Origin of the sequence: Paracoccus maritimus (genome assembly GCF_025195095.1) — a bacterium.
GTDB classification, from domain to species: Bacteria; Pseudomonadota; Alphaproteobacteria; order Rhodobacterales; family Rhodobacteraceae; genus Paracoccus; species Paracoccus maritimus.
The window spans coordinates 536,205-555,881 of the sequence record NZ_JANAVZ010000002.1 but is presented as its reverse complement, the minus strand read 5'-3'; the positions used below and the strand labels follow the sequence as shown (position 1 = coordinate 555,881).

General features: G+C 63.8%; 20 protein-coding genes. 3 read left to right on the top strand and 17 right to left on the bottom strand.

What is annotated here, in order from left to right; genetic code table 11:
• Positions 1–111: 111 nt before the first annotated feature.
• From MU516_RS05650 to guaA, 10 genes are all read right to left on the bottom strand, one after another.
• Positions 112–465, bottom strand: a complete 354-nt coding sequence (locus MU516_RS05650) for a M10 family metallopeptidase C-terminal domain-containing protein (RefSeq protein ID WP_260276239.1) — start codon at positions 463–465, stop codon at positions 112–114.
• A gap of 176 nt (positions 466–641) precedes the next feature.
• A complete protein-coding gene (locus MU516_RS05645; RefSeq protein WP_209055305.1) occupies positions 642–788 on the bottom strand; it encodes an entericidin A/B family lipoprotein in 147 nt (48 codons plus the stop codon).
• A 59-nt stretch (positions 789–847) separates the two neighbouring features.
• A complete protein-coding gene (gene rbsD, locus MU516_RS05640; RefSeq protein ID WP_260276238.1) occupies positions 848–1,231 on the bottom strand; it encodes a D-ribose pyranase in 384 nt (127 codons plus the stop codon).
• A complete protein-coding gene (locus tag MU516_RS05635) occupies positions 1,228–2,415 on the bottom strand; it encodes a dipeptidase (RefSeq protein WP_260276237.1) in 1,188 nt (395 codons plus the stop codon). Before MU516_RS05635 ends, rbsD begins: the two co-directional genes overlap by 4 nt.
• Before the next feature lie 79 nt (positions 2,416–2,494).
• Complete coding sequence (locus MU516_RS05630) at positions 2,495–2,965, bottom strand: GNAT family N-acetyltransferase (protein ID WP_260276236.1); 471 nt, start codon at positions 2,963–2,965, stop codon at positions 2,495–2,497.
• Complete coding sequence (locus tag MU516_RS05625) at positions 2,962–4,779, bottom strand: M3 family oligoendopeptidase (protein ID WP_260276235.1); 1,818 nt, start codon at positions 4,777–4,779, stop codon at positions 2,962–2,964. Before MU516_RS05625 ends, MU516_RS05630 begins: the two co-directional genes overlap by 4 nt.
• A 99-nt stretch (positions 4,780–4,878) precedes the next feature.
• Positions 4,879–5,688: a GNAT family N-acetyltransferase gene (locus MU516_RS05620; protein ID WP_260276234.1), complete on the bottom strand. Its 810-nt coding sequence runs from the start codon at positions 5,686–5,688 to the stop codon at positions 4,879–4,881.
• A complete protein-coding gene (locus MU516_RS05615) occupies positions 5,685–6,416 on the bottom strand; it encodes a DUF72 domain-containing protein (RefSeq protein ID WP_260276233.1) in 732 nt (243 codons plus the stop codon). Before MU516_RS05615 ends, MU516_RS05620 begins: the two co-directional genes overlap by 4 nt.
• A gap of 55 nt (positions 6,417–6,471) precedes the next feature.
• Complete coding sequence (locus MU516_RS05610) at positions 6,472–7,995, bottom strand: cryptochrome/photolyase family protein (RefSeq protein ID WP_260276232.1); 1,524 nt, start codon at positions 7,993–7,995, stop codon at positions 6,472–6,474.
• 57 nt (positions 7,996–8,052) lie between these two features.
• On the bottom strand, positions 8,053–9,612 hold the full coding sequence (guaA, locus tag MU516_RS05605; RefSeq protein WP_260276231.1) for a glutamine-hydrolyzing GMP synthase: 1,560 nt from the start codon (positions 9,610–9,612) through the stop codon (positions 8,053–8,055).
• A gap of 119 nt (positions 9,613–9,731) precedes the next feature.
• Here guaA and MU516_RS05600 point away from each other — a divergent pair, with 119 nt between their 5' ends.
• Positions 9,732–10,274, top strand: coding sequence for a CAP domain-containing protein (locus tag MU516_RS05600; protein WP_260276230.1), 543 nt, complete (start codon positions 9,732–9,734; stop codon positions 10,272–10,274).
• Between the two features lie 72 nt (positions 10,275–10,346).
• Here the strand turns inward: MU516_RS05600 and MU516_RS05595 are convergent, their stop codons facing one another.
• The 7 genes from MU516_RS05595 to proS all read right to left on the bottom strand — a co-directional run bounded on the left by MU516_RS05595 (position 10,347) and on the right by proS (position 17,600).
• Positions 10,347–11,684, bottom strand: coding sequence for a branched-chain amino acid ABC transporter permease (locus tag MU516_RS05595; protein WP_260276229.1), 1,338 nt, complete (start codon positions 11,682–11,684; stop codon positions 10,347–10,349).
• Positions 11,685–11,697: 13 nt separating this feature from the next.
• On the bottom strand, positions 11,698–12,705 hold the full coding sequence (locus tag MU516_RS05590; protein WP_260276228.1) for a branched-chain amino acid ABC transporter permease: 1,008 nt from the start codon (positions 12,703–12,705) through the stop codon (positions 11,698–11,700).
• Positions 12,706–12,708: 3 nt separating this feature from the next.
• A complete protein-coding gene (locus MU516_RS05585; protein WP_260276227.1) occupies positions 12,709–13,542 on the bottom strand; it encodes an ABC transporter ATP-binding protein in 834 nt (277 codons plus the stop codon).
• Positions 13,539–14,321: an ABC transporter ATP-binding protein gene (locus tag MU516_RS05580; RefSeq protein WP_209055292.1), complete on the bottom strand. Its 783-nt coding sequence runs from the start codon at positions 14,319–14,321 to the stop codon at positions 13,539–13,541. The genes MU516_RS05585 and MU516_RS05580 overlap by 4 nt, the downstream gene beginning before the upstream one ends.
• Positions 14,322–14,433: 112 nt before the next feature.
• The gene (locus MU516_RS05575) at positions 14,434–15,621 is read right to left on the bottom strand and encodes an ABC transporter substrate-binding protein (protein ID WP_260276226.1); all 1,188 of its coding nucleotides are present in this window, start codon (positions 15,619–15,621) and stop codon (positions 14,434–14,436) included.
• Positions 15,622–15,750: 129 nt separating this feature from the next.
• Entirely contained in the window at positions 15,751–16,242 is a 492-nt protein-coding gene (locus MU516_RS05570; RefSeq protein ID WP_260276225.1) for a DUF2937 family protein, read from the bottom strand.
• The gene (proS, locus tag MU516_RS05565) at positions 16,239–17,600 is read right to left on the bottom strand and encodes a proline--tRNA ligase (RefSeq protein WP_260276224.1); all 1,362 of its coding nucleotides are present in this window, start codon (positions 17,598–17,600) and stop codon (positions 16,239–16,241) included. The genes MU516_RS05570 and proS overlap by 4 nt, the downstream gene beginning before the upstream one ends.
• Positions 17,601–17,760: 160 nt before the next feature.
• Here proS and MU516_RS05560 point away from each other — a divergent pair, with 160 nt between their 5' ends.
• Complete coding sequence (locus tag MU516_RS05560; RefSeq protein WP_260276223.1) at positions 17,761–18,966, top strand: AI-2E family transporter; 1,206 nt, start codon at positions 17,761–17,763, stop codon at positions 18,964–18,966.
• A gap of 6 nt (positions 18,967–18,972) precedes the next feature.
• Positions 18,973–19,662: a P-loop NTPase family protein gene (locus MU516_RS05555; protein ID WP_209055287.1), complete on the top strand. Its 690-nt coding sequence runs from the start codon at positions 18,973–18,975 to the stop codon at positions 19,660–19,662.
• Positions 19,663–19,677 lie beyond the last annotated feature (15 nt).

Sequence of the window (19,677 nt, the reverse complement as noted above, 5' to 3'; positions counted from 1 at the left end):
CCCCGAGACGTCGGGCAACCGCCTCAAAGGCATGTATGAGAAGGCCGACTTCGCCTATGAGGCCGATGCGGATATCTATCGTTGTCCTGCAGGGGAAGCGCTACCGTATCGCTACACAACCCAGACCGAGTGCGCGGCAGGGCCGCTGTCACTGAAGTCGAATGCCTGGTTTCCGCGACGCGACACGTTGGCGTCCATGACGTGAAGGTCAAGCGTATCGATGCCCCGCTGGAAATCGATGATCGTCTCTATCGTCCTGCCAGCCGGGGCGTCGCGAGGAGAGTGGAAGATGAACGTGTCCGCACCAGGGCCGCCGTGCAGCACATCGACGCCCTCTCCGCCAAGAAGCAGGTCTCGACCCCATCCCCCCGTCAAACTGTCTCCGCCGGTGCCGCCTGCCAAGCGGTCGTGACCTGAGCCGCCGACCAGAAGGTCATTGTGGCTGCCGCCGCGCAGGTCGCGCATCCTGAACCCTTTTACCCAAGGTCACGGCAAGCCTCGATCCAGGGATCGTCGCGTTTTGCCGGTCCTGATGTCATCGCCCTCGATGCCAGCAAGACCGACCATTCAAGTCCGGCGACACCGATTGAAAAAGGCGACCGCCTGCGGTCGCCTTTAAAGTTATGGGGATCGCGATGCGATTACATGCCGGTTTGCGCCTCGACGCTTTCCTGTTGAACCACTTGGCCTGCGGTCTGGATATCGCGACCCGCACCCTGAACCGTCTCGCAGGCAGCAAGCGCAGTCATTGCCAGAGCCGCGCCGATCATCATGATTTTCTTGTGCATGTTCGTCTCCTGATACGCGTTTCAGGGGCGAAACGCCGGTGAACGTCTCAGGTTCCCGATCAGAATGCGACACCTGAAAACAGGCCGATATTTGCATATGGCGTGAATTCGCCGCTGCGCACTACGGCCCGCGCCTGACGGGTCAACAGCTTGAAGTCCGAATGAGACAGTTCCTCGATGTGGCCCAGGTCACGGTGCCGAAACTGTTCGCGCAGGTCCGGGCCCGTTTCGTGTGCGATGCAGGCGCGCTCGATGACCATTTCCGCACATACCGCGTCCAGCACAGCCAGCATGCCTGGCAGTCCGCGCGTCACTGCCAGGTCGATGCAGCGCACACCCGGCGGCACCGGCAGTCCGGCATCGCCGATGACCAGAAGGTCGCCGTGACCCATCGCGGCGATCAGGCCCGACAATTCGGCGTGAAGAAGGCCCGCGCGCTTCATGCCGGGTTCTCGGGCAGGGTTTCGGACAGATATCGCATCATGTTGCCTCCCATCACCTTGGCGATCTGCTGATCACCGAGGCCTGCATCCATCAGCGCTTGGGTCAGGGCAGCCAGATGCGCGGCATCGAACGGAGCGTCAACCGAGCCGTCATAGTCCGATCCCAGAGACACGTGATCTTCGCCCACCAGCGCGATCGCGGCCCTGATCGAGGCCGCGATGTCCGACGGTTCGGCGCCGCAGACGACATCCGACCAGAAACCGATGCCGATGACGCCGCCCTTGGCGGCGATGGCCTGCATCAGGTCATCGTCCAGGTTACGATGGCTGTCGCAATGACCGTGGATGCCGGTATGTGACAAAACCGGCCGGGTGCCGTCGATCGACAGCACGTCGCGGACCATCTGAGGGCTGGCGTGCGCCAGGTCGATGACCATGCCCTTTTCCATCATCCCCTGCACGACCTCGGTTCCGAAGGCGCTGAGACCGGCGCCCGATCCACCCTCGCCATGCAGGCTGCCGCCCAGTTCGTTGTCGAAGAAATGCGTCAGCCCCATCAGCCGGAAGCCGGCGTCGTAAAGCGCGTCCAGATTGGTCAGATCGCCCTCCAGCGGATGCCCCCCTTCGGATCCCAGAACGGCGCCCAGAACCTGTTGTCCATCCGCACGATCCGCCAGCAGGTCGCGCAGGTCCTCACGGCTGCGGATCAGGCGCAGGCGGTCTGGGGCGCGTGCGGCCATGTCGCGCAGCGCCTCGGCCTGCACCAGTGCGCGTTCCTTCAGTGAAAACCACGACCGGACCGGGCGCAACTGACCCATGAACAGCGGAGTGATGTTGTCAGGTGCATCGGCGCTGTTGGCGGCATAGTTCTGTCCGCGCGGGCTTTTGGTCACTGTGGTGAAGACCTGTAGGGCGACATTGCCTTCCAGCAGGCGCGGGATATCGGTGTGGCCGCGGTCGCCGCGTTTCAGCAGATCGCGATCCCACAGCAAGGGATCGGCGTGCCAGTCGCCGATCACCAGCTTGCGGTGCAATTCCTCGGCCTCGGCGGTGACGGGCCAGCCCCCTTCGGGCATCCGCAGCGGGTTCAGACTGCGTTCGACATAGGCCGGCGCGAAGGTGAAGAACGCAGCGGCCGCGACAGCCACCAGCACAAGGACCCCGATCAGAAACCGCTTCAGCATATCTGCCTCCGTGTTGTTGCGGCCAACATAGACCGCCCGGACCACATCTGCATGACGAAATCGCGCAAGTGGCGCCAGGTCACCGCGCCAGATCCAGATGCATGACATGCTGCGGCCCGGCGGACCCGCCAAGAAAGACCCGACCATCATCCGTGAATCCAGCCTTGCGATAGACGGCAATGGCTGCGGGATTGCGGAAATTCACCGTCAGGTAGACCTTTGCGGCGGTCGGATATCGGGGCGGCAGATAATCTGGCAGGCACCTCATCGCGCCGGTGCCGATCCCGCGACCCTGCACGCCCGCGTCCAGCAGGACGCCCCGCAATCCCAGGTCACCGGGATCCGCGAAATCGTGGTTCAGATGATAGGCACGGTCGATCTTGAACAGACCGACCGCGCGTTCGCCCTCGCAGATCTCGTGCAGATCGACCGTTTCCGCTTCGGCCAGCGCCGCTGCAACCGTTCCGGCAAACCGCTCCTGATCGGGGCGGGGCGCGATATTCACGACCCGGTCCGCATCGCGCCGGTCCAGCGGCCGAAGCGAAATCACTTCTCCAGCGCCTCCAGTTCGTCGATGAATCCCTCGATCATCGACAGACCCTTGTCCCAGAAGGCGGGATCGGATGCGTCCAGTCCGAACGGGGCCAGCAATTCGCTGTGATGTTTGGAACCACCCGCTGCCAGCATGTCGAAATATTTCGACTGAAAGTCGGGCAAGCCATCCTCGTAGGCGGCATAAAGCGCGTTTACCAGCCCGTCCCCGAACGCATAGGCATAGACATAGAATGGCGAATGGACGAAATGCGGCACATAGGTCCAGAACGTCTCGTAGCCGGGCATGAATTCGAAGACCGGGCCCAGGCTTTCGGCCTGCACGCTCATCCACAGCGCGTTGATATCGTCGGGGGTCAACTCGCCTTCGGCGCGGGCTGCATGCAGCTTGCATTCGAAATCGTAGAACGCGATCTGGCGGACGACCGTATTGATCATGTCCTCGACCTTGCCGGCCAGCAGCGCCTTTTTCTGCGCCGGATCGGTGGTCTTGGCCAGCAGCGCGCGGAAGGTCAGCATCTCGCCAAAGACCGACGCTGTCTCGGCCAGGGTCAGGGGCGTCGCCGCAAGCAACTCGCCCTGATCCGCCGCCAGCCGCTGATGGACGCCGTGGCCCAACTCATGCGCCAGCGTCATCACGTCGCGCGGCTTGCCCAGATAATTCAGCAGGACGTAGGGATGAACCGTCGAGACGGTCGGATGCGCGAAGGCGCCGGGCGCCTTGCCGGGCGTTGCTGCGGCATCGATCCAGCCACGGTCGAAGAATGGCTCTGCCAGTTCGGCCAGCTTCGGCGCGAACCCGGAATAGGCATCCAGCACAGTTTCCCGCGCCTCGTCCCAACCGATGATGCGTGGCGCGTCGGTCGGCAACGGCGCATTGCGATCCCATACCTGCAGCTTGTCCAGCCCCAGCCATTTCGCCTTCAGCGCATAGTACCGATGGGACAGGCGCGGATAGGCCGCCGTTACGGCGTCGCGCAGCGCCTCGACCACCTCGGGTTCGACATGGTTCGACAGGTGCCGTGCGGTCTGCGGCGTGGGCATCTTGCGCCATTTGTCCTCGATGGCCTTTTCCTTGGCCAAGGTGTTGTGGACACGGGCGAACAGCTTGACGTTGTCGCCGAATACCTTGGCCAGCGCATGGGCCGCGGCCTCGCGCTTGGCCCGGTCATGTTCGGTCAGCAGGTTCAGCGTTTCTTCAAGGCTCAATGTCGCGTCGCCGACCTGAAAGCCAAGCGAGGCGGTCGTTTCGTCGAACAGCCGGTTCCACGCAGCGGCGCCGACGACCGAATTGTCGTGCAAGAACTGTTCCAGTTCGTCCGACAACTGGTGCGGGCGCATGGCACGCATCCGGTCGAAGACCGGCTTGTAGCGTGCGGGACCGTTCGGGTCGGTAAAGACGGCCTGGTAGGTCGCGTCCGGGATCCGGTTGAATTCGAGGCTGAAGAACACCAGCGGCGTGGTGATGTCTGTGATCCTGCCTTGCAGGTCGCCCAGCATCTTGGCGCGCGCGGGATCGACGGTGTTCTGGTAATAGCGCAACCCGGCATAGGACATGATCCGACCGGCGATGATGTCGATCTGCTGATAGGTCTCGATGCAGTCCAGCATCGCGGCGGCATCCAGATCGGCCAGCTTGCCCTGATAGCGCGCGGCGAAATCGGTAGCCATGGTTTCCAGCCGCGCAATGTCATCGGCCAGTTCGGGCGCGTCGGGCGCGGGGTAAAGATCGGTCAGGTCCCAGACGGGAAGATCGCCAAACGGCGTGGCCTTCACCTGTTCGGCTGCGTCGAAGGTCGGTTGTCCTGCCATGTTCGATGTCCTTTTCCTGATTGGCCCAAGATGTGGACCGTCGCAGGCCGAACCGCAAGCCTTGGCCAGCGCAGCGGTCAGCGCTCGAAGGAACAGGCGCTACAGATCCGCGAAGGCTGCGGCATGGCGGATGGTCGCCTTGGCAGGCAGGTCGCCCACCATCTGCAGATACGGTCCCGCATAGGGTGAGGACAGATCGGCGGGCAGGAAACCGAAACGCGCGTAATAGGCGGGATCGCCAACCACCACGACAGGCAGGTCGGCGGCCTGCCTGATCGCCTCGTTGATCAGCGCGGCACCGATCCCCAGGCGTTGAGCACCCGGCGCGACCGCGACCGGTGCAAGCGCAAGGGCAGGGCGGTCGCCTGTCACGGGCGACAGCGCGACGTGACCCAGGACCGTGCCGGCGGCCACGGCGACCAGCGACAGATGCAGATCGCCGTCCGCGCGCAGCTTGCGGACAAGTCTTGCTTCGTCCTCACCATCGAACGCCGCGCGCAGCAGGGTGTCGATGGGATCGTGATCGGCACGGCGTTCCGGGCGGATCCGCGGCACCACGTCGCGCCTGTCGAAATCGCGCCGGATCGCGGTGCTGGCGCGACCCCAGTCGCTGTCGGCGGTGCGGGACTGATGTGCCGCGAAAGCGTCGGCATCCACGAACAGCTCGGACAGATTCCAGATCAACGGGTCTTCGTCCTGCCACAGATCGAATCTCAGGCAGCCCGGTTCGGCCCGGCTGAGATCGGCATGATCGGACAGCAGCGACAGGGCCGTCATCATCTGCGCGGCATCGGCGCAGATCAAACGCCCCTGCAGCGCCGACATCGGACGGGCCAGATCGATCGGGGTGCCGGTATCCTCGCAGTCATGTTCGGGGCGTGTGTGGTGATGTCCGCAAGCGCAGTTCATGATGTCAACCTTTTGATCAGGGCCATGGCGGCGGCGGGGTTACGAGGTTTTTCGCCCGAGATGACATAAAGATAAAGGTCTCGATCCCCGGCGATCCCGCGTGCCGTGTCCGCCCACCGGTCAAGATCGGCGTCGGAATAGCCGGTTGGAATATCGGTGGTCCCCATCAGCCGAAGATAGGAAAAATCCGCGGTCGTCGCGTCGATTTCGGGAAACTTGCTGTCGCCGGCGCGGATGATGGCGATATTGCGGTCTCGGCAAAGCGCGGCGGCTTCGTCGCTGGCGAAGCTTGCGTGCCGCGCCTCGATGGCGTGGCGCAGGGTCAGACCGTCATGGCTGGCGGGCAGCAGCGCCAGAAAGGCGGCGAAATCCTCGGGGTCGAATGTCTTCGACTCGGCCAGTTGCCAGTTGATCGGACCCAGCTTTGCGCGCAACTCGGTGACGCCGGAATTCAGGAACCTTGTCACACTGTCCCCGCCTTCGGCCAGTACGCGACGGTTGGTGGCAAAGCGTGGGCCCTTGACCGCGAACACGAAATCCTCGGGCGTCTGGTCATGCCATTTCCGGAACGTCGCGGGTTTCTGGCTGCCGTAATAGGTGGCGTTCACCTCGATCGAGGTCAGATGGGTGCTGGCATATTCCAGCTCGCGCCGCTGCGGCAGACCGTCGGGATAGAAGACCCCGCGCCATTCCGCGAAATTCCAGCCGCCGATGCCGATGCGGATCATGTCTGCCTCCGATTGTCAGACCCTTCTATCCCGCGCGGGATGGCGGGGCGTCAAGTCAGACCACTGCGCCGTCCGACATCTTGCGCAGGAAGGCGGCGGCGTCGCTGCGGATGGTCCTGCGTTTGTCCGCGTCCATCCGGTCCCAGTTGCCATAGATGCGTGACATGCGCGGATTGGTCTCGAACCGGTCGCGGTGGCGGACCAGAAAGTCCCAGTACAGCAGATTGAAGGGACAGGCATTCTGGCCGGTCTTCGCGGTCACCGAATAGGCGCAGTCGCCACAGTAATCCGACATCTTGTTGATGTAATTCCCGGAACTGACATAGGGCTTGCTGCCGACGATCCCGCCATCGGCGAACTGGCTCATCCCGATAGTGTTCGGGGCCTCGACCCATTCATAGGCGTCGATATAGACGGACAGGTACCATTCATGCACTTCGGCCGGGTCGATGCCGGCCAGCAAAGCGAAGTTGCCTGTCACCATCAGCCGCTGGATATGATGTGCATAGGCCAGACGCCCTGTCTGCCCGATGGCGGCGGCCATGCAGGCCATCCGCGTTTCGCCGCCCCAATACATCCATGGCAGCCTGCGCCGATGGTTCAGGGCGTTGCGCCGCGTATAGTCCGGACCTTCGCGGAAATAGATGCCGCGCATGTATTCGCGCCAGCCAAGGATCTGCCGGATGAACCCCTCGGCGGAATTCAGGCGCGCCTTGCCGTCGGCATGGGCCTTGGCCGCCGCGTCGCAGACCTCGCGCGGGGACAAAAGCCCGGCATTGAGATAGGGCGACAAGACCGAATGGTGCAGATGCGGATCGTCCCGCAGCATCGCGTCCTGATAGGGGCCGAATTCGTCCAGGGAATGGCTGATGAAATGCTGCAGCGCGATCAATGCGCCGTCGCGTTCGGTGGCGTAGTCGAACGGCCGGAGGTCGCCGAAATTGTCAGGAAATCGCGCCGCGACCAGATCCAGAACCTCGTTCGTCACCGCGTCGGGGGCGAAGCGTGGCGGCGGCTCGCGGAACATGTCCACATCGGCCGGCTTGCGGTTGTCATGATCGTAGTTCCATTTTCCGCCCGCGGGTTGGTCGCCGTCCATCAGCAACCCGGTCTTGCGGCGCATATCGCGATAGAACCATTCCATCCGCAACTCCTTGCGGTCCTTGGCCCATGTGTCGAAGTCGTCATGGCTGGCAAAGAAGCGGTCGTCGGGGCGCTGATGCACCTTGATCGGCAGATATGTCAGGATGTCGATCAGACGCCATTCGCCGGGCTCGGTCGCGATCACCTCATCCGCATCGAATTCCGCCGCGCGGCGCAGCAATTCGCCGCCGATCTTCTGGCTGTTGTCTGGGTCATCCAGCCGGGTATAGGCGACCCGAAACCCGTCATCCGCAAGCCGGGCGGCAAATTTGCGCATCGCGGCAAAGAGGAAGGCGATCTTCTTGGGGTGGTGGCGGACGTAGCTGGCTTCGTCCATCACCTCGGCCATCACGATCACGTCGTCCTTGCCGGCCTCGCGCAGGGCGGCGACGTCGCGCGACAGCTGGTCGCCAAGAACAAGGATCAATCGGGTCATGCACACCTCCTGAAACGAAAGGACGCGCGAGCTGCCCCGCGCGTTCCCGTCAGAAGGTCATTCCCATTCGATCGTGCCCGGCGGTTTGGAGGTGATGTCATAGGTGCAGCGGTTGATGCCCTTCACCTCGTTGATGATCCGCGTGGCCGTTTCGCCCAGGAACTCATGCGTGAAGGGATAATAATCCGCAGTCATGCCATCGACCGATGTCACGGCGCGCAGTGCGCAGGCGTAATCATAGGTTCGCCCGTCGCCCATCACGCCGACGGTGCGAACCGGCAGGATTGCCACGAAGGCCTGCCAGATCTCGTCATAAAGACCGTGCTTGCGGATCTGGTCAATGAAGACCGCATCGGCCTTGCGCAGGATTTCCAGCTTGTCGCGGGTGATCTCTCCGGGGCAGCGGATGGCAAGGCCCGGACCGGGGAAGGGGTGGCGTCCGATGAAGCTGGCGGGCAGGCCCAGTTCGCGGCCAAGGGCGCGAACCTCGTCCTTGAACAGTTCGCGCAGCGGCTCGACCAGCTTCAGGCCCATCTTCTCGGGCAGGCCGCCGACATTGTGGTGCGACTTGATGGTGACCGAAGGTCCGCCCGAAAAGCTGACGCTCTCAATGACATCGGGATACAGGGTGCCCTGTGCCAGAAACTCGGCACCCTCGATCTTTTCGGCTTCGCGCTGGAACACGTCGATGAACAGCTTGCCGATCGTCTTGCGCTTGATCTCGGGGTCGCTGACCCCTTCCAGCGCACCAAGAAACAGATCGGCCTCATCGGCATGGATCAGAGGGATGTTGTAGTGGTCACGGAACATCGTGACCACCTCGTCGGCCTCGTTAAGCCGCAAAAGGCCATGATCGACGAAGACGCAGGTCAGCTGATCGCCGATTGCCTCGTGGATCAGCACCGCGGCGACCGAGGAATCCACACCGCCGGAAAGCCCGCAGATCACGCGGCGGTCACCAACCTGTTCGCGGATCTTGCGGATCGCCTCGTCCTTGTAGCTGGCCATCGTCCAGTCGCCGGTGAAGCCCGCCAGCCGGACGAAGTTTTCCAGCATCTTGCGGCCGCGCGGGGTGTGGTGCACCTCGGGGTGGAACTGCACGGCATAGAAGTTGCGCGCCTCGTCGGCGATCATCGCCATCGGTGCGCCGGTCGAGGTGCCAATGACTTCGAAACCCGGCGCCATCTCGGTCACGCGGTCGCCATGGCTCATCCAGACTTCTTCGCGACCGCTTTCGAACAGACCCGAGAAGATGCCGTCCTGCTTGTGACCCGGCGCGGGGGTGATGAAGGCACGACCGTATTCGGCATGGTGGCCCGCTTCGACATTGCCGCCAAGCTGGGTCATCATGACCTGCTGGCCATAACAGATGCCGAAGACAGGCACGCCCAGTTCAAACACCGTCTGGGGTGCGCGGGGGCTGTCCTTTTCGGTCACGCTGGCCGGGCCGCCCGACAGGATGATCGCCTGTGGCGGGTCGGCCCGCAGGTCGTCGCCTGTCACGGCATTGAAGGGGCGGATCTCGCAGTAGACGTTCAGTTCGCGCAGGCGTCGCGCGATCAATTGCGTCACCTGGGATCCGAAATCGATGATCAGAAGGCGCTGGTGCTGGGTCATGGATGCGCTTTAAGGTCGGTTTCGCGATGGTGCAAGAGGTCAGCCATACGCGGAACCCCACGGCGCGCTTCGGCGTTCCAAAATATCAATATTAACAAGTCTCTGAGGCGAGGTTGCCGATGAACCTGAAAACCACTTCCACCGCGATGATTTGCCTGGTCATGCTGGCGGCGTGTGAACCGGGCAATCGGGTAAGTGCCGAAACCGACCTTCTGGGTGCGGATGACGCTGCCGTTCCCGCCGATCAGGCGTTGGCCGCAATGTGTTCGGGCGACGCTGGACAACAGGCTGCGATGGCCGATGCCGTGAATGCGGCGCGTGCCGCGCAGGGCAAGACCGTGCTTGCGCCCAACGCCAAGCTGAACCAGATCGCGCAGTCCCATGCCTGCGATGTCGCGGCGATGCGGCGGGCGACTGTGGCGGGGTCGAATGGCTCTAACGTCGTCGACCGGGCACGTGCGGTCGATTACCCGACCTGCGGGGTGGCCCAGCTTGTCTCGATCGGAGGATCGCCATCCGGGGTCGTGGCGGGCTGGCTGGGGTCGGAACCGCACCGCGTCGAACTGCTTGGCCAGTCAAGCGATGAAATCGGGGCAGGCGCGGCGCGTGGCCCGGATGGCCGGCTTTGGTGGAGCGTGGTTCTGGGCGACGACTGCGCCTGAACGCATCACCCGGCCCAACAGGAAAACGGCGCGGATGTACCGCGCCGTTTCTTTATTGGCGTATGGGCGGCTCTATTTCTCGGGGACCAGCCCGCGCGGCGCGAAACGCAGCACCAGCAGAAGCACCAGTCCCATCGCGATGAAACGCATATGGGCGGCACTGTCCAGTAGATGGTCTTTCAGACCACCCTCTGGCAGGGGCGCGGTCAGAACGCCGATCAGCGCGGGTCCCCACACCTCGGCCTTGATCCACAGGAACCAGATCAGCACGGCCCCCAGCACGGCGCCCCAGTTGTTGCCCGACCCGCCGACGATCACCATGACCCAGATCAGGAACGTGTACCGCAACGGGTTGTAGCCGACCGGTGCCATCAGCCCGTCCTGGGTGATCATCATCGCCCCGGCGATGCCGATCACGGCAGAACCCAGGATGAAGACCTGCAAATGCCGGGCCGTGACATCCTTGCCCATGGCTTCGGCCGCCGTCTCGTTGTCGCGGATCGCGCGCATCATCCGGCCCCAGGGCGATTTCAGCGCCAGCTCGGCCAGCAGGATGATCGCAAGCAGCACGACAAGAAACAGCGACATGTAGCACAGCTTGACCCAGATCCCCGACGCCTCGGCTGCGCCGAAGCCCCAGCGCTGCGCGAAGGATACGAATTCCGGGTTGCCTTGCAGTTCGATCTCGTAGGGAACAGGGCGGGGGATCGAGGTGACATTCTTGACGCCGCGCGCCAGCCAGTCCTCGTTCTTCAGGACCGCCACGATGATTTCGCCGATCCCCAGCGTGGCGATGGCCAGGTAATCCGACCGCAGCCCCAGCGCGACCTTGCCCACCGCCCACGCGGCGGCGGCGGCAAAGGCACCACCCACTGCCCAGGACAGCAGGATGGGCAGGCCAAGCCCGCCGATATTGCCGTGCCGGGCAGGGTTGTTGGCCTCGATCGCCGAGACGGCAGGATCGAACAGCCAGCGATAGATCACGAAACCGGCGATCAGAATGACAAGCACGGCAAGCCCGCGTCCGGCGCGCAGACGTTTCCATGCCTGCACGGCCAGTGCCAGCGTGCCCAGCCCGACGGCCAGCGCGATCAGGACACGAGGCCCGCCGGCATTCCAGGCGCCCTCGACCGGCTGGGTGGCGATCAGCACCGGGGCCACGCCCCCAAGCGCAAGAAAACCCACGACGCCGACATTGAACAGGCCGGCATAGCCCCATTGCATGTTCACACCCAGCGCGGTGATCGCCGAGATGAGGCCCATGTTCAGGATCCCCAGCGCGGTGTTCCAGCTGCCCGAGAACATCGCATTGCGCATGGTGCCTTCCATGACGAACAATGCGGCAAGGATCGCGAACAGGATCGGGGCGCGCCACGGATTGGTGGTTGCGGCCTGACGGTTGCTTGACATGACCGGCCCTCCCTTACACGGACTTGCCGCGGAACAGCCCGGTGGGCTTGAACAGCAGCACGACGATCAGAATGACAAAGCTGACGGCGAACTTGTATTCCGTCCCCAGCAATTGCAGCAGCCCCCCGGGCTCCCAGCCGGGGAACAGGTATCCCGCCACCTTCAGCCAGGGATAGGTAATCGCGACCTCCGAAAAGGCCACGACAAAGCCGCCGGCGATCGCCCCCAGCGGATTGCCCAGACCGCCGACGATGGCGGCGGCGAAGATCGGCAGCAGAATCTGGAAATAGTTGAAGGGTTTGAAAGCCTTGTCCAGACCGTAAAGCACGCCCGCGATGGTTGCCAGGCCGGCGGCGATGATCCATGTCAGCCGCACCACCTTTTCGGGGTCGATGCCGGACAGCAGCGCCAGATCCTCGTTGTCGGAGTAGGCCCGCATCGCCTTGCCCGACTTGGTGCGGTTCAGGAACCAGAACAGCGCCCAGACCACGATGACCGCGACGATCACGGTCAACGCCTGCGTGGTCTTCAGCGCCAGCCCCTCTTGCAGGCCGGTCATCTCGCGGAAGTCGCGGACATTGATGACAAAGCGCGCGCCGTCCGCAAAACGTTGCTCATCGACGCCGATCAGCAGGCGGGTCAGCCCGTTCATCAGGAACATCACCCCGACCGAGGCCATCACGAGGATGATCGGCGCGGCCTTCTGGACCCGGTAGAAGCGATAGACCGCACGGTCTGTCAGCAGGACCAGCGCCGCCGTTCCGGCGATTCCCAGCGGTAGCGCAAGCAATGCGGTGGGCAGCGGCCCCAACGATATTCCGGCGGCCTGCAGTGCCCATGTCACCAGAATTGTCACCGCGGTCCCGAAGGCCATCGTGTCGCCATGCGCGAAGTTCGAGAACCGCAGGATGCCATAGATCAGCGTCACCCCCAGCGCGCCAAGCGCCAGCTGCGCGCCATAGGCCGCGGCGGGAATGAAGACGAAGTTCAGAAAGGCCACGAGGGCGTTCAGGATGTCCATGCCTCAGCCCCCCAGGAAGGTGCGGCGCACCTCGTCATTGTTCATCAGTTCCTTGCCCGATCCGGTATGCGCGTTGGCGCCCTGCACCAACACATAGGCCTTGTCGGCGATCGCCATGGCCTGTTTTGCGTTCTGTTCCACCATCAGAATCGGCAGTCCACCGCGCGCGATGGCGATGATCCGGTCGAACAGTTCGTCCATCACGATCGGGCTGACGCCCGCCGTGGGTTCGTCCAGCATCAGCAGGCTGGGCCGCGTCATCAGCGCCCGTCCCACGGCAAGCTGCTGGCGCTGACCGCCCGACAACTCGCCGGCCGCCTGACGGCGCTTTTCCTTCAGGATCGGGAACAGGTCATAGACCTGCGCCATGGTATCCGCGATGTCGTCTTTGCGGATGAACGCACCCATTTCCAGGTTTTCTTCGCAACTCATTGACGGAAATATGTTGTTCACCTGCGGCACGAAACCCATCCCGGCCTTGACCCGGTCCTGGGGGTTCAGGGCCGTGATGTCGCGCCCGTCCAGCCGGACGCTGCCCTTGCGCAGATCCAGCATGCCGAATATCGCCTTCATGGCGGTGGATTTGCCCGCCCCGTTGGGACCGACAATAACCGCGATCTGGCCCTTCTCGACGGCGATGGTGCAGTCGTGCAGAATGTCTGGCCCGCGTCCGTAGCCGCCCGACATGCCTTCACCGATCAGGAACGGATCGCCCTCGCGGCCCGGTCCGACCGGGCCCGACCGCCGACTGCCGTCCACCGTGCCCGCAGGCCGCGGATTGACGACCGAGGCATCGCGATTACCGCGTTTGCCGAATGCCTTTTCCGCGTCGCTCATGCGCCCACCATGTCCTTGTTCTTCAGGCCGGTGCCCAGATAGGCCTCGATCACCTCTTCATTCTGCATGATGTCGGCGGCACTGCCTTCGGCCAGCACCTTGCCCTCGGCCATGACGATGACCGGGTCGCACAACTTGCCGATGAAATCCATGTCGTGTTCGATCACGCAGAACGTATAGCCGCGTTCCCTGTTCAGACGCACGATGGCATCGCCGATCGTGCCCAGAAGCGTGCGGTTCACCCCGGCGCCGACCTCGTCTAGGAATACGATCTTGGCATCGACCATCATCGTGCGGCCCAGTTCCAGCAGCTTCTTCTGGCCGCCCGACAGGTTGCCTGCCTTCTCATGCGCCAGATGGCGAATGGTCAGGAAATCCAGCACCTCGTCGGCGCGGCGGCGCAACGCATCTTCCTCGCGCCAGATCTGGCCGCGCTTGAACCAGGTCTTCCAGATCGTTTCGCCGGTCTGCTGGCCGGGTACCATCATCAGGTTCTCGCGCACCGTCATCGACGCGAATTCATGCGCAAGCTGGAAGGTGCGCAGCAAGCCGCGATGGAACAGCGCGTGGGGGGGCAGGCCGGTGATGTCCTCGCCGTCCATGTAAACCTTGCCCGATGTCGGCGGCAGAACGCCCGCAATGACGTTGAACAAGGTGGATTTTCCGGCACCGTTCGGCCCGATCAACCCGGTGATCGAGCCTTCGCGAATGGTGAGGCTGGCCCCATCTACGGCCCGGAAACCGCCGAAATGGCGGTGAAGGTCTTCGACCCTTATCATTCCTGCATCCCTGTCTTCACTGGATTGGTGAAGTGTGGCCGTCAACGCGGCTCTTGTCATTGAAAAAAGGCCCGGCGCCGCGATGGCGCCGGGCCCTTGTGATCAGCGGGTCTCAGCGATAGCCGACGACTTCCATTTCGCCGGCATCGTTGAACGAAACCTCGCGATAGACGCCTGCGGATTCACCGGCGCCGACCAGTTCAACCGACGTTGCGCCGACATAATCTACATCGCCGCCGCCGTTGATGATCTCAAGCGCCTTGGCCAGTTCGCCCGGCATGATCTTTTCGCCCGGCTCGTTGGCGACGTCCATGATCTTGTCCTTGTAGGTGCCGGGATCGCTGCTGCCCGCAGCGGCCATGGCCAGCAGCATCAGCGCGGCGCCGTCATAGGCTTCGGCCGAGAAAGCCCCCGAGCCGTCATATCCGGCCTCTTCGGCCAGTTTCAGATATGTGTCGCGGCCTTCGCCCTCGGCAGCGGGGTTCTGCCCGAAGCTGCCGCTGATCTCGGTGCCGAAATTCTCGACCAGCGCGGTGCCGACCATGCCGTCGGGGAACACGAAGGTGTCGAACGCACCGGTATCCAGCGCGGCGCGCACGATGCCGGAACCGCCCTGATCGACATAACCCGCCACGACCAGCGCATCGCCGCCCGCGGCTGCCAGCGCCGCAACCTCGGCGGAATAGTCGGCCTTGCCGTCGTCATGGGCGCTGTTCACCGTGACGGTGCCGCCCTTTTCCTCGAACGCGGCCTGGAAGCTGTCGGCCAGACCCTTGCCGTAATCGTTGTTGGTATAGCTGACGGCAACGCTGTTGATGCCCTTTTCCATGATGATGTCGGCCATCACCTGACCCTGACGGGCATCCGACGGAGAGGTGCGGAAGAACAGGCCGTTATCCTCGATCGTGGACAGCGCCGGCGAGGTAGCTGAGGGCGAGATCATCACCACGCCGTTCGGCTTGGCGACATTCTCCAGCGAGGCGATCGTCTCGCCCGAGCACATGCCGCCGACGATGCCTTTCACGCCTTCGGCGGTAATCAGACGTTCGACTGTCGCGGTCGCTGCGGCAGCATCTGCACAGGTCGAATCCCCTTCAACCGCGGTTACGGTCGAACCGTCCAGCAGCAGGCCCGAGTCGCTGACTTCCTTCATCGCCAGTTTGGCACCGTCGCGCATCGCGGGGGCCATCGATTCCAGCGGTCCCGTGAAGCCGAGCGAGATGCCCATCTTGATGTCTTCAGCACCGGCGGCACCGGCGATCAGAGCGCCGGCGGCGGTCGCAAGAAGAAGCTTTTTCATTGGTTTGTCTCCCAGTTGGAACATGTTCCTGAGGGCGAGGTTAGAAGCCCCGCCTGAAAAAGGAAAGTATCATAACGTGACGTTTTCTCTGGCCTTTGAGACAGGTTCGTGACGGCGCACGAAATTGTCTCAGCGCCAGCCCAACGGCTCGGGACTGCGGCGCAGGGCCAGACTGACCACAGACAGCAGCAGCCAACCGAACAAGAAGCCGATGGCCGCGCATGTCAGCCCTGCGGCGGTGATCGGCAAGGCCGGGCGAAAGTCCTGCCAGGTGTTTCGAAGCGTTTCGGCATCGCGCAGGCGATGCGGCAGCAGCATCCGTTCCAGTGGCCCGGCGATCCGCAGCATGGTCAGATCGGCGCGGGCATTGTCGAGGCGCCGAAACACGCGCCGCATGTCGGATTGATGCGCCTTCCGAAACGCGCTGCCCGACAGATCGGCCAGCGCCTCCGCTCGGGTCAGCCCGGCGTCGCGCGCGCTTGCATCGAAATCGGCCGCGACCTGCTGCAAGGCGTCCACGCGGCCGCCCAAACGCTGCACATACTGGTCCGAAAACGCAGGAAACTGCGACAGGGCGGCGCCACAACACAGCGCCGCAACCAGCCGCAGCAAGCCGATCAAGGCAGCGATGCACCGGCCGTCAGCACCGGCCGGTAGATCTCGACCAGCTTCGCCACGGCGTCCTTGGGCGACAGTTCCTGGCTTTCGCCGGTCTTGCGGCTGGTCAGTTCGACGCGGTTGTTCGACAGGCCGCGCGGCCCGACGGTGATCCGCCACGGAAGGCCGATCAGGTCGGCAGTCGCGAACTTGGCGCCCGCCCGTTCGTCGCGGTCGTCGTAAAGCGGGTCCAGCCCGCGCGCCTTCAGTTCGGAATAGATCGCCTCGCACGCGCTGTCGGTCGAGGCATCGCCCTGCTTCAGGTTGACGAGGCCCACATGGAAAGGCGTCACGCCTTCGGGCCAGATGATTCCCTTGTCGTCATGGCTGGCCTCGATGATCGCGCCCAGAAGGCGGCTGACTCCGATGCCGTGGCTGCCCATGTGGACCGGCACCTTCGCGCCGTCGGGGCCGACCACGGTGGCGCCCATCGGTTCGGAATACTTGGTGCCGAAATAGAAGATCTGACCAACCTCGATCCCGCGCGCGCTGCGGCGGCGTTCTTCGGGGACCTGGTTGAACAGAGCTTCGTCGTGGGTTTCGTCGGTGCGGGCGTAGCGACTGGTGAATTCATCCATGATCGCCTGGCATTCCTGATGGCTGTCATAGTTGATCTGACGGTCGCCGAAGGTCAGGTCGGTGATCGCGCTGTCATAGAAAACCTCGGATTCACCGGTTTCGGCCAGCACCAGGAATTCATGCGTGTCGTCGCCGCCGATCGGGCCACTGTCGGCACGCATCGGGATCGCTTGCAGGCCCATGCGTTCATAGGTGCGCAGATAGCTGACCAGATGCCGGTTATAGGCATGCAGCGCGTCTTCGCGGGTCAGGTCGAAATTGTAGCCGTCCTTCATCAGGAACTCGCGCCCGCGCATCACGCCAAAGCGCGGGCGGACCTCGTCACGGAATTTCCACTGGATGTGATACAGCGTCAGCGGCAGTTCCTTGTAGCTGTTCACATGGCCGCGGAAGATGTCGGTGATCATCTCCTCGTTGGTGGGACCATACAGAAGATCGCGCTTGTGGCGATCCTTCACGCGCAGCATTTCCTCGCCATAATCGTCATAGCGGCCGCTTTCGCGCCACAGATCGGCGGGTTGCAGCGTCGGCATCAGCAGCGGGATATGGCCGGCGCGCTGCTGTTCCTCGTGCACGATCCGTTCGATGTTGCGCAGCACCTTGTAGCCAAGCGGCAACCAGGAATAGATCCCCGCCGCCTGCTGCTTGATCATGCCCGCGCGCAACATCAGCCGGTGACTGACGATCTGGGCCTCTTTGGGGTCCTCTTTCAGGACGGGCAGGAAATAGCGCGACAGACGCATGTGGCGTGGTCCTTTGGTTCGATTTGCGCCGAGGGTTATCGGATCGGCATGACCTTGCCAAGAACCCGTGCCCGCGCGGCGCGAATTCCCGCGGGGTTCTGCTTGCAACCGCCACCGCGCGCGTCCAAATTCGGCGCAACCCGTTCGCAGGAGAGCCGCAATGCACGTGCCGGTGCGCAAGCAACTGATCTGGTGGGGCGCTGCGGCCGTGGCGCTGCTTGTCACGATGTGGCTGTTGGGTCAGGCGATCCTGCCCTTCATCCTTGGTGCGGGGTTGGCCTATCTGCTGGACCCGCTGGCGGACCGGCTGGAACGGGCCGGGCTGTCGCGCACCATGGCGGTCGTCGTGATCACCATCGGCGCCTTGCTGATCTTTGTCGCGGTCATCCTTCTGATCGTGCCGGTGCTGATCCGGCAGGCCACCGCGCTTATCGACACTGCCCCCGAGATGATGGCGCAGGCTCACGGCTTCGTCGCCGCGCGTTTCCCCGAGTTGTTGCCCGAGGGCGGCACCATCGGCACCGCCCTGAGCGATCTTGGCAAGGCGATGGGCGATCAGTGGAGCAATGTCGCCCAGACCCTGATGAGTTCGCTTGGCGGTGTGATCAGCGCGGTGGCGATTCTGGTGATCGTGCCGGTGGTCGCGTTCTACCTGCTTCTGGATTGGGATCGGATGGTGGACCAGATCGACCGGCTGCTGCCGCGCGAACACGCCCCGGTACTGCGGCGTCTTGCCTCCGAGATCGACAAGGCGCTGTCCGGGTTCCTGCGCGGGCAGGGGCTGGTGATTTTGATCCTGGGCACATGGTATTCCATCGCCCTGATGTTCGTCGGGCTGCCGTTCGGGTTCTTCATCGGCATCATGGCGGCGGTGCTGTCCTTCATTCCCTATGTGGGCGTCCTGATCGGCGGGGTGACGGCCATTGGCGTCGCCCTGTTCAGCTTCTGGGGAGATCCGCTGTGGATCGGCGCGGTGATCGCGATCTTCGCGATCGGGCAGGTGGTCGAGGGGAATTATCTTCAGCCCAAGATCGTCGGCGGTCATGTCGGTCTGCATCCCGTCTGGCTGCTGCTGGCGCTGTCGGTTTTCGGCGCGCTGTTCGGTTTTGTCGGGATGGTCGCCGCCGTTCCGCTGGCAGCCGCATTGGGCGTGCTGGCGCGGTTCGCCATCGAACGCTATCGTGACAGCGCGTTGTACACGGGCCAGACCCCGCCCGCCGATCCGTCGCCGCCAATCCTGGTCGAACTTGCCCCGCGAGGCACCGTCGCGGCCGATTTGCGCGATGCGCAGCTGAAGGTCGATCGTGCACGGGCCCGCGCCGAGATCGAGACGCAGCGCGAAGATCTTGAGCGCGGCCGGAACTGACGCGAAATGTCCCGCCAGCTGACCCTTGATCTGACGACGGCACCTGCGCATTCGCGCGCCGACTTCCTGCCCGCACCCGCCAATGCCGCGGCGCTGAGCGCGCTGGACGCACCGCAGGACTGGCCGCAGGGCCGAATGCTTCTGATTGGTCCCGAGGGTGCGGGCAAGACCCACATGGCGGCCTTCTGGGCGGCCGAGAACGGCGCGCGCCGGATCAAGGCCGCCGCATTGCGGCCCGAGGCGGCCGATCTGCTGGCCACGGAAGGCGGCGCGCTGGTGGTCGAGGATGCCGATCGGGCCGGTCGGGCCGCGGGGGCCGAACAGGCGTTGTTCCATCTGTGGAACCTGTGCGGCCCGCGCGACTGCCTGCTGCTTTTGACCGCGCGCAGTGCGCCGCGCGACTGGGGGCTGGTGCTGCCGGATCTGCGAAGCCGCATGGACGCGATGCCGCAGGTTCGGTTGGGACCGCCCGACCAGGCGCTTCTGGCTGCCGTGCTGGTCAAGCTGTTCTCGGATCGTCAGCTTGCCGTGCCGCCCGGCCTGATCGATTGGCTGGTGATGCGGATGCAGCGGGATCTGGGCACCGCACGCCGTCTTGTGGCTGCGATCGACCGCGCTGCGATGGCGAAACAGGGGCCCGTGACACGAAAGATCGCCGCCGACCTTCTGGACAATCTTGCCGCCGCTGACGCATGATCGCGCGCCTTCCGA